Origin of the sequence: uncultured Dechloromonas sp. (assembly GCF_945957265.1) — a bacterium.
GTDB lineage: Bacteria > Pseudomonadota > Gammaproteobacteria > Burkholderiales > Rhodocyclaceae > Azonexus.
The window spans coordinates 38,577-52,626 of record NZ_CAMFKO010000001.1 but is presented as its reverse complement, the minus strand read 5'-3'; the positions used below and the strand labels follow the sequence as shown (position 1 = coordinate 52,626).

At 64.9% G+C, this 14,050-nt stretch carries 12 protein-coding genes; 8 read left to right on the top strand and 4 right to left on the bottom strand.

Features of this window, described 5'->3' with window-relative positions:
- Complete coding sequence (locus Q0P59_RS00270; protein ID WP_295002265.1) at positions 1-1,242, bottom strand: dicarboxylate/amino acid:cation symporter; 1,242 nt, start codon at positions 1,240-1,242, stop codon at positions 1-3.
- Positions 1,243-1,497: 255 nt separating this feature from the next.
- Here Q0P59_RS00270 and Q0P59_RS00265 point away from each other — a divergent pair, with 255 nt between their 5' ends.
- The gene (locus Q0P59_RS00265; protein WP_295002263.1) at positions 1,498-1,854 is read left to right on the top strand and encodes a nucleotide pyrophosphohydrolase; all 357 of its coding nucleotides are present in this window, start codon (positions 1,498-1,500) and stop codon (positions 1,852-1,854) included.
- A 79-nt stretch (positions 1,855-1,933) separates the two neighbouring features.
- Here the strand turns inward: Q0P59_RS00265 and rlmJ are convergent, their stop codons facing one another.
- The gene (rlmJ, locus tag Q0P59_RS00260) at positions 1,934-2,929 is read right to left on the bottom strand and encodes a 23S rRNA (adenine(2030)-N(6))-methyltransferase RlmJ (RefSeq protein ID WP_366090024.1); all 996 of its coding nucleotides are present in this window, start codon (positions 2,927-2,929) and stop codon (positions 1,934-1,936) included.
- Positions 2,889-4,418: a hypothetical protein gene (locus Q0P59_RS00255; protein ID WP_295002261.1), complete on the bottom strand. Its 1,530-nt coding sequence runs from the start codon at positions 4,416-4,418 to the stop codon at positions 2,889-2,891. The genes rlmJ and Q0P59_RS00255 overlap by 41 nt, the downstream gene beginning before the upstream one ends.
- Positions 4,419-4,506: 88 nt before the next feature.
- On the opposite strand from Q0P59_RS00255, the gene Q0P59_RS00250 reads away from it, so the two are divergent.
- The 6 genes from Q0P59_RS00250 to Q0P59_RS00225 all read left to right on the top strand — a co-directional run bounded on the left by Q0P59_RS00250 (position 4,507) and on the right by Q0P59_RS00225 (position 9,538).
- The gene (locus Q0P59_RS00250; protein ID WP_295002259.1) at positions 4,507-4,848 is read left to right on the top strand and encodes a DUF3301 domain-containing protein; all 342 of its coding nucleotides are present in this window, start codon (positions 4,507-4,509) and stop codon (positions 4,846-4,848) included.
- On the top strand, positions 4,832-5,677 hold the full coding sequence (locus Q0P59_RS00245; RefSeq protein ID WP_295002257.1) for a D-hexose-6-phosphate mutarotase: 846 nt from the start codon (positions 4,832-4,834) through the stop codon (positions 5,675-5,677). Before Q0P59_RS00250 ends, Q0P59_RS00245 begins: the two co-directional genes overlap by 17 nt.
- A gap of 99 nt (positions 5,678-5,776) precedes the next feature.
- A complete protein-coding gene (locus tag Q0P59_RS00240; protein ID WP_295002255.1) occupies positions 5,777-6,505 on the top strand; it encodes a DUF2189 domain-containing protein in 729 nt (242 codons plus the stop codon).
- 53 nt (positions 6,506-6,558) lie between these two features.
- Positions 6,559-8,145: a peptide chain release factor 3 gene (locus Q0P59_RS00235; RefSeq protein WP_295002253.1), complete on the top strand. Its 1,587-nt coding sequence runs from the start codon at positions 6,559-6,561 to the stop codon at positions 8,143-8,145.
- A gap of 53 nt (positions 8,146-8,198) precedes the next feature.
- Positions 8,199-8,651 carry a molybdopterin synthase catalytic subunit MoaE gene (moaE, locus tag Q0P59_RS00230; protein ID WP_295002251.1) on the top strand — a complete coding sequence of 151 codons (453 nt, stop codon included), beginning with the start codon at positions 8,199-8,201 and terminating at the stop codon, positions 8,649-8,651.
- Between the two features lie 11 nt (positions 8,652-8,662).
- Entirely contained in the window at positions 8,663-9,538 is an 876-nt protein-coding gene (locus Q0P59_RS00225) for a PhnD/SsuA/transferrin family substrate-binding protein (protein WP_295002249.1), read from the top strand.
- A 32-nt stretch (positions 9,539-9,570) separates the two neighbouring features.
- Here the strand turns inward: Q0P59_RS00225 and Q0P59_RS00220 are convergent, their stop codons facing one another.
- Complete coding sequence (locus Q0P59_RS00220; RefSeq protein WP_295002247.1) at positions 9,571-11,205, bottom strand: methyl-accepting chemotaxis protein; 1,635 nt, start codon at positions 11,203-11,205, stop codon at positions 9,571-9,573.
- Positions 11,206-11,403: 198 nt separating this feature from the next.
- On the opposite strand from Q0P59_RS00220, the gene clpB reads away from it, so the two are divergent.
- Positions 11,404-13,986: an ATP-dependent chaperone ClpB gene (clpB, locus tag Q0P59_RS00215; RefSeq protein ID WP_295002245.1), complete on the top strand. Its 2,583-nt coding sequence runs from the start codon at positions 11,404-11,406 to the stop codon at positions 13,984-13,986.
- Positions 13,987-14,050 lie beyond the last annotated feature (64 nt).

The window sequence follows — 14,050 nt, the reverse complement described above, 5'->3', positions numbered from 1 at the left end:
TCAGGTTTCCCGGGCGTCGCCCGCCAGTTTTTGCACGACCAGGCTGCCGATCATGTCGCCTTCGACATTGACGGCGGTGCGGACGGTGTCGAGGATGCGGTCGATGGGCAGCAGGATGGCGATGGCTTCGGTGGGCAGGCCGACCGATTCGAGCACGAGCACCATCGACAGCATGCCGACGCTGGGAATCCCCGGCGCCCCGATGGCGCCGAGCATGGCGACGAAGAAGACGATGAGCTGGCTGGCGATATCGAGCTCGATGCCGGCCAGGCGGGCGATGAACAGGGCCGCCGCCGCTTCGTAGAGGGCGGTGCCGTCCATGTTGACCGTGGCGCCGAGCGGCACGACGAAGCTGGCGATGTCCTTCCTGACGTGCAGGTGCTGTTCGGTGCAGCGCAGGGTGACGGGCAGCGTCGCCGCGCTGGAGCTGGTGACGAAGGCGGTGAGCAGCGCTTCGCGCGAGCCCTTGAGGAATTGCCACGGCGAGTGGCGGGTGACCAGCCAGAGGATGAGCGGCAGGACGACAAGGCCGTGGAACAGGGTCGACCCGATGACGACGGCGATGAAGTGGCCGAGGCTGAGCAGCATGGCGTGGTTTTGCGTGGCGACCAGTTGCAGCAGCAGGGCGGCCAGGCCGAGCGGGGCGAGGCGCATGATCCAGCCGACGACCATCAGGCACAGCTCCTGGAGTTCGCTCATCAGCCTGCCGATGTTGCGGTAGCGCTCGCCGCCGACGACCAGCGCGATGCCGAGGAACAGCGCCACGATCACCACGGCGAGGATGTCGCCCTGGGCCAGCGCCTTGAACGGGTTCTGGAACAGCCCGCGCATGAATTGCGCGATGTAGTCGGGTAGGGGCATCTGCCGCGCCTGGTAATTGCGCGTCGCCTCGGCGAACATCTCCAGCTGCAGCCCGTCGCCGGGGCGGAAAAGATGGGCGGCGCCGAAACCGATGACGATGGCTACGCCCATGGTCAGGAAAAAGAACGCCAGCGTCGTCGTCCACACCCGGTGCATCTGGTCGTGGGCGCGCAGGTTGGCGACGCCGGTGACGATGGAGGCGAAAACCAGCGGCACCAGGACCATGCGCAGCAGGTCGAGGAAGAGGTTGCCGACCATCCTGGCGCCGTACAGCACTTCCGGCACGACCGGCGCGGCCCCCGGCGACGACAGCCAGGCGCCGCCCGCCAGGCCGAGCAGGCAGCCGATCAGGATTTGCGTGTTCAGCGACGGAAGTTTCATGGAGCGTTGCGGGGGGCGGAAATGCCGACATTTTAGTGGTCTGCTTCGTAATTGGCGGAACAAATGAAGGCGCCGGATTTGCGTTCCTGGCTAGGCGCGAACCGCAGCGATAGCCGAAGCTATCGCGAGGATGAGCAACAACGCCAGGGGGCAAAGACCAGCTTTCATGTTTCGTAAATTGCGAAGCTGACCACCGACGTTGTCGGCAGGGCCGGCGACTGGCATCATCGCCGCTTCGAATCGAGGACCCGGGACATGAGCGAACTTGCCGCACTCACCGCCGCCATACAGGCCTTTCGCGATGCGCGCGACTGGCGCCAGTTCCATTCGCTGCGCAACCTGATCGTGTCGCTCAATCTCGAGGCGGCCGAACTGCTCGAACTGACGCAATGGAAGAGCGATGCCGAGATCGACGCGATGCCGGACGATGCCCGGTCGGCCGAGGCCCTGCGCGACGAATGCGCCGACATCCTGCTGCTCCTGCTGCTGGTCGCCGACAAGGCCGGCATCGACCTCGCCGCGGCGGCCTACGCCAAGCTGCGCAAGAACGAAGACAAGTACCCGGTCGCCAAGGCCTACGGTTCGCGGGCCAAGTACACCGAGCTTCTTTAGCTGTCAGTTGCCAGATGTTGGCGAAGTTGGGGAGGGCGCCACGGCGTCCTCGTATTTGCTAAAGACCAGCAACTAACAACTAGGTTGATTCGCTCTCCAGCACGTATTTCGCACCGTCGCCCTGGGCCAGCAGTTCGCTTACCCGGGGCAGGGTCTCGTGCAGCTTCCTTTCCAGCGTCCATGGCGGATTGATGATGAACATGCCGCTGCCGTTCATGCCGAAACCGTCCTTGGCCGGCGCCTTTACTTCCAGCGTGGCGTGCAGCCAGTTCTTGGCACCCAGGCCTTTCAGGCGTTCCGGCAGCTGGCGGGATTCGAGCTTGGCGAGCATCGGGTACCACACCGCATAGGTGCCGGTCGGGAAGCGTTTCAGGGCTTCCTGCAAGGCCTTGACCACGGCGGCGTAGTCGTTCCGGGTTTCGTAGGAGGGGTCGATCAGCACCAGGGCGCGCCGCGGCGGGGGCGGCAGCAGCGCCTTCAGCCCGGCGAAGCCGTCGCCTTCGGAAACCGTGACGGCGCGGCCGCTGCCCTTGAAGCATTCCTGCAGCAGCTTGATGTCGGTGCTGTGCATTTCGAAGACGCGCAGCCGGTCGCTGTCGCGCAACAGCTGGCGGGCCAGCCACGGCGAGCCGGGATAGTGCTTCAGCTTGTCGTCGGGATTCAGTTGGCGGACGAGATCGACATAGTCGGTGACCGCCGGCGGCAGGCCCTTGGCGTCCCACAGGCGGCCGATGCCGTCCTTGTATTCGCCCAGTTTGGTGGCGTGCGGCGACTCCAGCGAATAGCGCCCGGCCCCCGCGTGGGTGTCGACGATCCAGAACGGTGCCGGCTTTTCGCCCATGTATTCAGCGATCTGGACGAGGATGAGGTGTTTCAGTACGTCGGCGTGGTTGCCGGCGTGAAAGGCGTGGCGGTAGCTGAGCATCGGGAAGGGGGCCTGTTTCGGGTGGGGGATGTCCGGTGCCGGACAAGGCCGGGATTGTGCCGCGTAGTCGCTGCGGCAGGCAAGCGCCGGGGCGGGCGGCGAGCGCTCCCTAGTCGGGGAGCTGCTCCAGGGCGAAGAAGGCCAGGCCATCGTTGGCTTCCATGCAGGTGCCGAGCTGGCGGAGCAGGGAGCGTCCGGGCAGCTTGACCAGGACCTTCTGGCCGGAACGATAGCTACCCGGCGGGATGATCAGGCCGGAAAACTTGCCGTAAGCCGGCAGGCTGTGCAGGAAGATGGCCCGGCAATCCTCCGCCACGTCCTCGATGGTGACATCGACCACGCTGACCTGCGGCGACATGAGCTGGAGCCCGATTTCCAGGCGGACCTGCGACGACGAGATGCGGCGGACGAAGCAGACGTGGATCTTGCTCGATTCGCGGGGCTGCAGGGCGACGATGTCGCCGGCCCCGAGCGTTTTCTTTTCGCCCTTGATGAAGCGGAGGCGGAATCCGTCCGGGCTTTCGTCGACCAGCGCCCATTCGCTGGAGGTGAACTCGCGCCCGTTGTAACGATGGGCCGCATCGACCGAGCGTCGCGAAAAGGCATTGCCGTCGAGAAAGGTGACGACGGAATTGAATCCGGAAACCAGGTCGCCGCGCGGGCGGAAGTGGGTCCGGCTGAAGCGTCGCGAGCTCTTGCCGCCAATCGCCACGCGCAGCGACTGCAGCACGGCGGGCGGCGCGTTGAGGTCCGGCTCGACGGTTTTGCCGGGGCGGCGGGTGATGTTGCGGTCGAGCGCCGCCAGCACCTGCGAGCAATCGACCAGCAGGCTGCCGAAGGTGGAGGTGGATGCCGGTAGGCGCGACAGCGGGTGGCCGGGATTGCCTTCGTCGGGGCGCACCATGAAGCAGGAGTCGGGATGCTTGACGCCGGCGGGGTCGGCCAGCGCGTCGCCGATGCCGGCATAGGCCGCCAGCTGGCGCGAGCAGATGTTGATCATCTCGAGTTCGGAGCGCGGCAGCTTGCTCGGCTCCAGGTAGGCGAACAGCAGCGCGCCGAGGTATTCGTGCTCGATGGGCGCCGTTTCGCCGTTCAGCGGCATGGAGAGCGGCCCGCGCACCATCTGGTAGAGATCGTGCAGGGTCTGCCAGGACGACGCGGAGGGCGCGGCGTAGGCCCGGTAGGCCAGCAGCTGGCGACGGGAAACCATGGCCATCGCGCGCTGGACGCTGCGGTGGAAGAGATGGCTCATGCCGCTTTCGAGCTGCCCCTTGTTGATGCCCCGCGCGATGCTGGCGTAGGCCAGCGACAGGCCCTTGAGCAGGTTGTCGACATGGAGCGCGGCGGTCGTCGTGACGAGCGGCAGCGGCAGGACGGCCTGGCTGATTTCCTGCTCGAGCGTCGGCAGCGCCTGCTCGGTTTCGTGCCGGATGTCCTCGAGCAGCTTGAAGCGCATGTGGAGGTTGGGCTGGCGATTCACCGTCGGCAGGACCGAGGAGGCCAGTTTGGCCACCGTTTCCTGCGGCGACAGGCCGATCAGGGTATCCAGCAGGCCGCGGACTGCCGCAACGCTCTTCTGTTCGGCGCTTGACGGGCCGAACGGGAGCAATTCGCGAAATAATTGCAGCGGGGAGTCCATGGTCTGGGGATGAAATTCGACGTGCGAATTATCAGATAAATCTGATCGATTTTCTGTGGAGAATTTCCGCTTTTCGTATACTAATGCCATGAACTGGTATGAATTGTTGCTTCTGTGTGCGCTCGCCGGCGCCATATGGTTTTGGCTCGACAGCCTGAAGGCGCGCGAGATCGGGGTTCTGGCGGCACGCAATGCCTGCCGGGAGGAGGGCTTGCAGTTTCTCGACGAAACCGTGGTCGGACGTTCCGTGAAATGGCAGCGGGATGACGAGGGCGTGTTGCGGCTGCAGCGTATTTTTGCCTTCGAATACAGCGATACGGGCAATAATCGCTGTTTTGGCAGCGTCACCATGACCGGCCATCACGTCGACATGCTGCATGTCCGCCCCCACCTCTACGTCGTTCCGAATACACATGAAACCCTGCATTGAAGAAATCGAATTCCACGGCATCCCGGCCCTGCGTCTGCAAGGGCCGCGCGGCGCCAGCGCCGTGGTCAGCAAACTGGGCGCCCAGGTGCTCTCCTGGATCACGCCGGACGGTCGCGAGCGCCTGTTCCTGTCCGACAAGGCCGTTTTCGACGGCAGCGTCGCCATCCGGGGCGGCATTCCGGTCTGCTGGCCGCAGTTTTCCGGCCTGGGCGACCTGCCCAAGCACGGCTTCGTGCGGACCCGCATCTGGCAGGCCGGTGCGCAGCGCAGCGGCGACGACTATGCGCTGGCCACGCTGGAGCTGGCCGATGACGAGGCGACCCGCGCCCTGTGGCCGCACGCCTTCCGCCTCGAATTGACGGTGATGCTCGAGGCCGACCGCCTCGACCTCGAGTTGAGCGTGACCAATACCGGCGGCGCCGAATTCGCCTTCACCGGCGCCCTGCATACCTACCTGCGCGTGGTCCAGGTCGAGGACGTGACGCTGGAAGGCCTGTACGGCCATGACTATCGCGATGCCGCCAACGGCGACGCGGTGATTCGCGACAGCGGCACCCACATCGCCGTCGACGCCGAGATGGATCGCGTCTATCGCCGGGTGAAGCGGCCGCAATTGCTGCAGGCCGGCAACCTCAGCCTGGCGACGCAGAGCCAGGGTTTCCCGGACGTGGTGGTATGGAACCCGTGGGTCGATAAATGCGCGGCGATGGCCGACATGCCGGCCGACGGCTGGCGGCATATGCTGTGCGTCGAAGCCGCGGCCGAGCAGCCGGTGGTCGTGGCGGCCGGCGACGAATGGTATGGCCGGCAAACGCTGGTCGCCGTCTGAGCGGCCGGCAAATTTGATCTGCATTAGAGAGCCGGGCGGCCGGCTCCGCTAGTCTCGTACGGGATTGCGCCCGTTGGGCGCGACGACACCGGAGACGCCATGACCGCCCAACCGCTCAATCTCGACACCCTGTTCGATGCCCTGGCCGAAGGTTGGCGACTGGCCGGCGAGACGCGGGGAACCAGCATCGCCTACACCGCGATTTTCGTGCTCGCCGGCGCCGGCATCATCGGCGGTCTGCTGGCCCGCGGCTGGACGCCCTTCGTCATCGCGGCGGCGGGCGCCTTCATGCTGGTCGGGCCGGCCATCCTCGCCGGCTTCTTCGGCATCGCCCGCGATCACCAGGCGGGAAAGGGCGCGGCCTGGTCGTCGGTGGCGGCCGGATTTTCCGGCGCCAGCCGCGCCATCTGGGCGCTGGCGCTGGTTTGCGGCCTGCTGTTCATGATCTTCGTGACCGATGCGGCGATTCTCTACGCCTACATGATCGGCGACGTGCCGGTCTGGCTGGGCGAGTTGCTGCCGGCCTCGGCCAATGTCTCGCGTTTCGTGCTGTGGTCTTCGGTCTCCGGAGCGGTGGTCGCCTTCCTGCTCTTCGCCATATCGGCCTTTGCCGTGCCGCTGCTGTGCGAGCGCCGGGCCGGGCTGGTCGAGGCGGTGGTGACCAGCGTCCGCGTCGTCTTCGGCAATTTCCCGACGACCATGGTGTGGGCCGTGCTGCTGTCGGCGACGGTGATCGGCAGCATTCTGGCCCTGCCGCTACTGTTGCTGACCCTGCCGTGGCTGGCCTACACCAGCCGGGCGCTGTACCGGGCCGCGCTGCCGGGCTGAGGTGCTTGCCGGACGGGGTATAATGCGCGGTTTTCCGCATTCAACCGTCCGCCGTGTCCGCTCTCGACCAAGAAATCTCCCGCCGTCGCACCTTCGCGATCATCTCCCACCCCGACGCGGGTAAAACCACGCTGACCGAAAAGCTGCTGTGGTTCGGCGGCGCCATCCAGGTCGCCGGCGAAGTGCGCGCCCGCAAGGCCTCGCGCCACGCCACCTCGGACTGGATGGAGCTGGAAAAGCAGCGCGGCATCTCGGTGACCTCGTCGGTCATGCAGTTCCCCTACCGCGAATGCATGATCAACCTGCTCGACACGCCGGGCCACGAAGACTTCTCGGAAGACACCTACCGCACGCTGACCGCCGTCGACTCGGCGACCATGGTCATCGACTCGGTCAACGGCGTCGAGGCGCAGACCATCAAGCTGCTCAACGTCTGCCGCATGCGCGACACGCCGATCCTGACCTTCATCAACAAGCTCGACCGCGAAGGCAAGGAGCCGATCGACCTGCTCGACGAGATCGAGTCGGTGCTCGGCATGCAGTGCGCCCCGATCACCTGGCCGATCGGCATGGGCAAGCGTTTCCGCGGCGTCTATCACCTCTACGACGACACCATCGCCTTCTTCGACCCGCAGGCCGAGAAGGGCACGGCCGAGATCATCCAGGGCCTCGACAACCCGCGCCTCGACGAGCTGATCGGCTCGCAGGCCGACGAACTGCGCACCGACATCGAACTGGTGCGCGGCGCCTCGCATCCCTTCGATGCCGAGGCCTACCTGTCGGGCAAGCAGACGCCGGTGTTCTTCGGCTCGGCGGTCAACAACTTCGGCGTGCAGAGCCTGCTCGATGCCGTCGTCGAACTGTCGCCCGCCCCCATTTCCCGTCCCGCCCTGGCCAAGGGCGAGGCGCGCCAGGTGCCCCCGAACGAGGGCAAGTTCTCCGGCTTCGTGTTCAAGATCCAGGCCAACATGGACCCCAAGCACCGCGACCGCATCGCCTTCCTGCGCGTCTGTTCCGGCCGCTTCGACCGGGGCATGAAGGTCAAGCAGGTGGCCACCGGCAAGACCCTGTCGATCAACAACGCCATCACCTTCATGGCGCGCGACCGCTCCACCGCCGACGAGGCGTGGTCCGGCGACATCATCGGCATCCCCAACCACGGCACCATCCGCCTCGGCGAGACCTTCACCGAGGGCGAGGACCTGCGTTTCACCGGCATTCCGTCCTTCGCGCCGGAAATGTTCCGCCTGGCGCGCATCGGCAATCCGCTGAAGATCAAGCAGCTGCAGAAGGGCCTGCAGCAGCTGGCGGAGGAGGGGGCGACCCAGCTGTTCCGCCCGATTTCCGGCTCCGACATGATCCTCGGCGCGGTCGGCGCGCTGCAGTTCGACGTCGTGGCGCACCGCCTGGAGCACGAATACGGCGTGCAGGTCATCTTCGAAAGCTACAACTGCTCGACGGCGCGCTGGATCACCGGCGATGCCGCCGAACTGCGCCAGCTGTCCGACCGCTACAGCGCCAACGTCGCGCTCGACGGGGCCGACGATCCGGTCTACCTGGCGCCGAACAATGTGTACCTGAACATGGTCAAAGAGAAGTATCCCAACCTGCGCTTCCTCGAAGCGCGCGAAGTGGCTTGAAGCAGTCTTAGTTGCTAGTTGTTGGCAAACCAGACAAACAGGTGGAGGGCGGGATGACGGTTCGGGTGCAGGAAGCGGATTTCGATGTTGGTGCGGAACTGGCCGCGCTGCGGGCCGGCGACGCCCGGGTCGGGGCGCTGGCCAGTTTTCTCGGCCTGGTGCGCGACCTCAACGACGGCGCGTCGGTGTCGGAAATGACGCTGGAGCATTATCCCGGCATGACCGAGAAGGCGCTCGAGGAAATCGTCGCCGAAGCCAGGGGCCGCTGGGAACTCTACGATGTGCTGGTCATCCATCGCGTCGGGCCGTTGAAGCCGTGCGACCAGATCGTGCTGGTCGCGGTGACCAGCGCGCATCGCGGCGAGGCCTTCGCCGCCTGCGAGTTCGTCATGGATTACCTGAAGACGCGCGCGCCGTTCTGGAAGAAGGAAGCGACCCCGGATGGCGGGCGCTGGGTGGACGCCCGCGAAGCGGACGACAGCGCCGCCGAGCGCTGGAATACCTGAGGCGCGGCACGATGGGCCTGGCGATGTGGTGGCGCTCCGTGCTTGGCCGTGCGGCCGTGCTTTTCCTGGTCGTGGCGCACAGCCTCGCGCTGGCCTCGGATTCGGCGTCGACGATGCCGCGGCGGCTGGTCCTTGGCACCTATCCTTCCGAGTTGCCCAGCGAGGAGCTGGAAAAGATCAAACCCATACGGGCCGGCCTCGAAAAGCGCCTCTCGGCGGCCGGTTACCGGGTGGATATCGAGATCCGCATTCTCCAGAGCTATGAAGAGGCGATTCAGGAGCTTGTCGCCGGGAGGGTCGATTTCGCGCGCATGGGGCCGGTGAATTACGTCCTGGCCAAGGAGCAGAAGCCGTCCTTGAGGTTGCTGGCCATGGAGACGCAGAATGGCTCGCGTTTGCTGACCGGCTATATTTTCGTGCCGGCCAGCTCCGACGTTCGCACGCTCAGGGATCTGCGGGGAAAGACCTTCGCCTTCGGCTCGCCCAACTCGACCACCGGCCGCTATTACCCGCAGGCCGCCCTTCTCGAGGTGGGGATACATGCCAGCGACCTGGCCGGCTTTCGCTACCTGCAGCGCCACGACAAGGTCTTCAAGGGAGTCGGTGAAGGCGGTTTCGATGCCGGCGCCTCGAATGAAGTGACCTTCAACAAATACGGGGTGGAGAAGAAGTTCCGCCTGATCCACACCATGAAGAGCCCGGCGCATGCCTGGGTGGCGAGGGCCGATTTCCCCACGGCGGCGGCCGATATCCTGGTTCGGGCCTTGCTGGGTTTGTCGGCGGCGGAACTCGAGCTGCTCAGTCGCGATGGGCTGGTTGCTGCCAGCGATGCGGATTTCGATCGCGTTCGGCAAGTCATGAAGCGCGCCGAGCGCTTCATCGAGTAGGGCCCCGGGACAAGCCGGGACCCTGCCCGCGTTCAGGTCCGGAAGCGGGCGACCGTCTGGTGGAGCGATGCGGACAGCGATTGCAGGTGGCGCGCGGCATCGGAGGTCTGGCGGACGGCGAGGGCGCTTTCCTCGGACATCTGGGCGATGGTTTCCAGCTTCTGGGCGATTTCGTTGCCGGCCATGCTCTGTTCGGCAATCGACTCGGAAATGCCGTTCACCACGTCGGTGACGCGCGAGGCACCGTCGCGGATCTGGTTGATCGATTCCCCGGCCTGGTTGGCCAGCGCGACGCCGTTGGTCACTTGTTCCACCCCGGCCTGCATGCTGTCGACCGCGTTGCGCGTGCCGGTCTGTATCTTGGAAACCATGCCGGCGATCTCGGTGGTCGACAGGCTGGTGCGCTCGGCCAGCTTGCGCACCTCGTCGGCGACGACGGCGAAGCCGCGCCCCTGTTCGCCGGCGCGCGCCGCTTCGATGGCGGCATTGAGGGCGAGCAGGTTGGTCTGGTCGGCAATTTCCTTGATGGTATTGACGATGGATGTGATCTGGTCTGATTGCCGCCCCAGCTCCTCGACGATCTGCGACGAGGACTGGACCGCTTCGGAAATCTTGCGCATTTCGCTGGCGGCATGGTGGATGACGGAGGCGCCCTCCTGCGACAGCGAACCCGCCGTTTGCGAGATGCCATGGGCTTCCGCGGCATTTTCCCTGACCTGGTCGATGCTCACGGCCATTTCCTCCACCGAGGCGGCCATCGACGAAGCCGCATCGCTCTGCTGGCTGGCGCGGTCGGCAACGGCTTCGGAGGCGTGGAGCAGCTGATCGGCGGCGCTGGCAACCTGTTCGGCATTGCTGACGATACTGGCGATCATGTTGCGCAGGGTTTCCTGCATGGTCCGGATGTTGGCCAGCAAGCTGGTTTTGTCGTTGGCATCGCAGTCGACCGGGGTCGCCAGGTCGCCGCTGGCGATGCGCTGCGTGATGGCCGAGGCAAGCGACGGGTCGCCGCCCAGCGTGCGGATGATGTTGCGCGAGAGGATGAGCAGCGAGACGGCGATGAAGCCGCCGATCAGCAAGCCCCAGATGCCCAGCTTGACAGCATCGGCGCGGAACTTGGCGTCCACGTCGTCAACATAGATGCCGGAACCGATGACCCAGCCCCAGGGAGCGAAGCCCATGACATAGGATATCTTGGGAACCCCCTCGTCGGAGCCCGGCTTCGGCCACAGGTAATCGACGAAGCCGGCGCCTTTGGCGTTGACCACCTTGTTGAACTCGAGGAACAGCAACTTGCCGTTCTTGTCTTTCAGCTGGTCCAGCTTTTTGCCCTCGAGCTCGGGCTTGATCGGATGCATGACCATCAGGTCCTGCAGGTCGTTGATCCAGAAATACTCGACCTTGTCGTAGCGCATGTTGCGGATTGCCGCGGCCGCGCGCTGCTTGGCTTCATCCATCGATATCTGGCCGTCCCGCGCCGATTTTTCGAAGTGTGCGGCCGTTGCATGGGCCACTTCGACCAGATTTCGTACTTTTGCTTGTCGATCTTCGAGCATCTGGCTCTTCTCGTTGACCAGCAGCACAAAGAACAGCACGCCCAGGGCGGCAATGGTAACTGCCGTCATGGCGAGCAGTTTGGTGCGTAGCGTCAGTCCCTTGCTCGACATGTCGCTCTCCTCTTGGATGGTGAAGTGAGTTGGCATAAGTGCCAAAAATAATACTTTTATGTTGCCAATTTAGCACAAGCCAAGTCACAAAGAATCCCGAAATATCAAATAAGCGCCGGATTGTCGTCGGCGGCTTGAAATTGCCGGGGGCTGTCCCTATCTGTCCGGTATTGGAAATTCCGCTATGGGAGATTGTTCATGCGACTCGATAAATTCACGACCAAGTTTCAGCAAGCTTTAGCCGATGCGCAGAGCCTGGCCATCGGCGGCGACCAGCAGTTCATCGAGCCGCAGCACCTGCTGCTGGCCCTGCTGCAGCAGGACGACGGCGGCACCTCGTCGCTGCTGTCGCGGGCCGGGGTCAATGTGCCGGGCCTGAAGCGCGACCTGGAGCAGGCGCTGACCCGCCTGCCCAAGGTCGAAGGGCATGGTGGCGACGTGTCGGTCGGCCGCGACCTGAACAACCTGCTCAACCTGACCGACAAGGAAGCCCAGAAGCGCGGCGACCAGTTCATCGCCAGCGAGATGTTCCTGCTCGCCCTGTGCGACGACAAGAACGAAACCGGGCGCCTCGCCAGGCAGCACGGCCTGAGCCGCAAGTCGGTCGAAGCGGCGATCATGGCCGTGCGCGGCGGGCAGGGTGTCGATTCGCAGGAAGCCGAAGGCCAGCGCGAATCGCTGAAGAAATACTGCATCGACCTCACCGAGCGCGCCGCCCAGGGCAAGCTCGACCCGGTGATCGGCCGCGACGACGAAATCCGCCGCGCCATCCAGATCCTGCAGCGGCGTACCAAGAACAACCCGGTGCTGATCGGCGAGCCGGGCGTCGGCAAGACGGCCATCGTCGAAGGCCTGGCCCAGCGCATCGTCAACGAGGAAGTGCCGGAGACCCTGAAGGGCAAGAAGGTGCTGGTCCTCGACATGGCCGGCCTGCTCGCCGGCGCCAAGTATCGCGGCGAGTTCGAGGAGCGGCTGAAGGCGGTGCTCAAGGAAGTGGCGCAGGACGAGGGCAGGATCATCCTGTTCATCGACGAACTGCACACCATGGTCGGCGCCGGCAAGGCCGAGGGCGCCATCGACGCCGGCAACATGCTCAAGCCGGCCCTGGCGCGCGGCGAGCTGCACTGCATCGGCGCCACGACGCTCGACGAATACCGCAAGTACATCGAGAAGGACGCCGCGCTCGAGCGCCGCTTCCAGAAGGTGCTGGTCGACGAGCCGAGCGTCGAATCGACCATCGCCATCCTGCGCGGCCTGCAGGAAAAGTACGAACTGCACCACGGCGTGGACATCACCGACCCGGCCATCGTCGCCGCCGCCGAGTTGAGCCACCGCTACATCACCGACCGCTTCCTGCCCGACAAGGCCATCGACCTGATCGACGAGGCGGCCGCCCGCATCAAGATGGAAATCGACTCCAAGCCGGAGTCGATGGACAAGCTCGACCGCCGCATCATCCAGCTCAAGATCGAGCGCGAAGCCGTCAAGAAGGAAAAGGACGAGGCTTCGATCAAGCGCCTCGGCCTGATCGAGGACGAAATCGCCCGCCTGACCAAGGAATATTCCGACCTCGAGGAAATCTGGAAGGCCGAGAAGTCGGCCGTGCTCGGCTCCGCCCAGATTAAGGAGGAAATCGACCATCTCAAGGCCGACATCGCCAGATTCCAGCGCGAAGGCAAGCTGGACAAGGTCGCCGAGCTGCAATACGGCAAGTTGCCGCAGCTCGAGGCGCAATTGAAGAGCGCCGAAGCGGCCGGCGATGGGGCGCAACCGAAGAACAAGCTGCTGCGTACCCAGGTCGGCGCCGAGGAAATCGCCGAGGTGGTCAGCCGTGCCACCGGCATTCCGGTCAGCAAGATGATGCAGGGCGAGCGCGACAAGCTGCTGAAGATGGAAGAGCGCCTGCACAAGCGCGTCGTCGGCCAGGATGAAGCCGTGCGCCTGGTGGCCGACGCCATCCGCCGCTCGCGCGCCGGTCTGTCCGATCCGAATCGCCCCTACGGCTCCTTCCTCTTCCTCGGGCCGACCGGTGTCGGCAAGACCGAGCTGTGCAAGGCGCTGGCCGAGTTCATGTTCGATTCCGAGGAGCACCTGATCCGCATCGACATGAGCGAGTTCATGGAGAAGCACTCGGTCGCCCGCCTGATCGGCGCGCCGCCGGGCTATGTCGGCTACGAGGAAGGCGGCTACCTGACCGAGGCCGTGCGCCGCAAGCCGTACTCGGTGATCCTCCTCGACGAGGTCGAGAAGGCGCACCCGGACGTCTTCAACGTGCTGCTGCAGGTGCTCGACGACGGCCGGATGACCGACGGCCAGGGACGTACCGTGGATTTCAAGAACACGGTGATCGTCATGACCTCCAACCTCGGCAGCCAGATGATCCAGCAGATGTCGGGCGACGATTACGGCGTGATCAAGATGGCGGTGATGGCCGAGGTGAAAACCTACTTCCGGCCCGAGTTCATCAACCGCATCGACGAGGTGGTGGTCTTCCACGCGCTGGATGAAAAGCACATCGCCGGCATCGCGAAGATACAGCTCGGTTATCTTGAAAAACGGCTGGCGCAGTTGGAAATGGGCATCGTCGTCGATGACGGCGCCCTGTCCGAACTGGCCATGGCCGGCTTCGACCCGGTATTCGGCGCCCGTCCGCTCAAGCGCGCCATCCAGCAGCAGATCGAGAACCCGCTGGCCAAGGCCATCCTGGAAGGGAAGTTCGGCGCCAAGGATACGATCCGCGTGTCCTGCGAGAACGGCATCATGCGCTTCGCCAGGGGCTGATTTCCCGGGCTCGAAAACGACAAGGGCGATGCCTGGCGGCATCGCCCTTGGTTCCTGCGGCGCG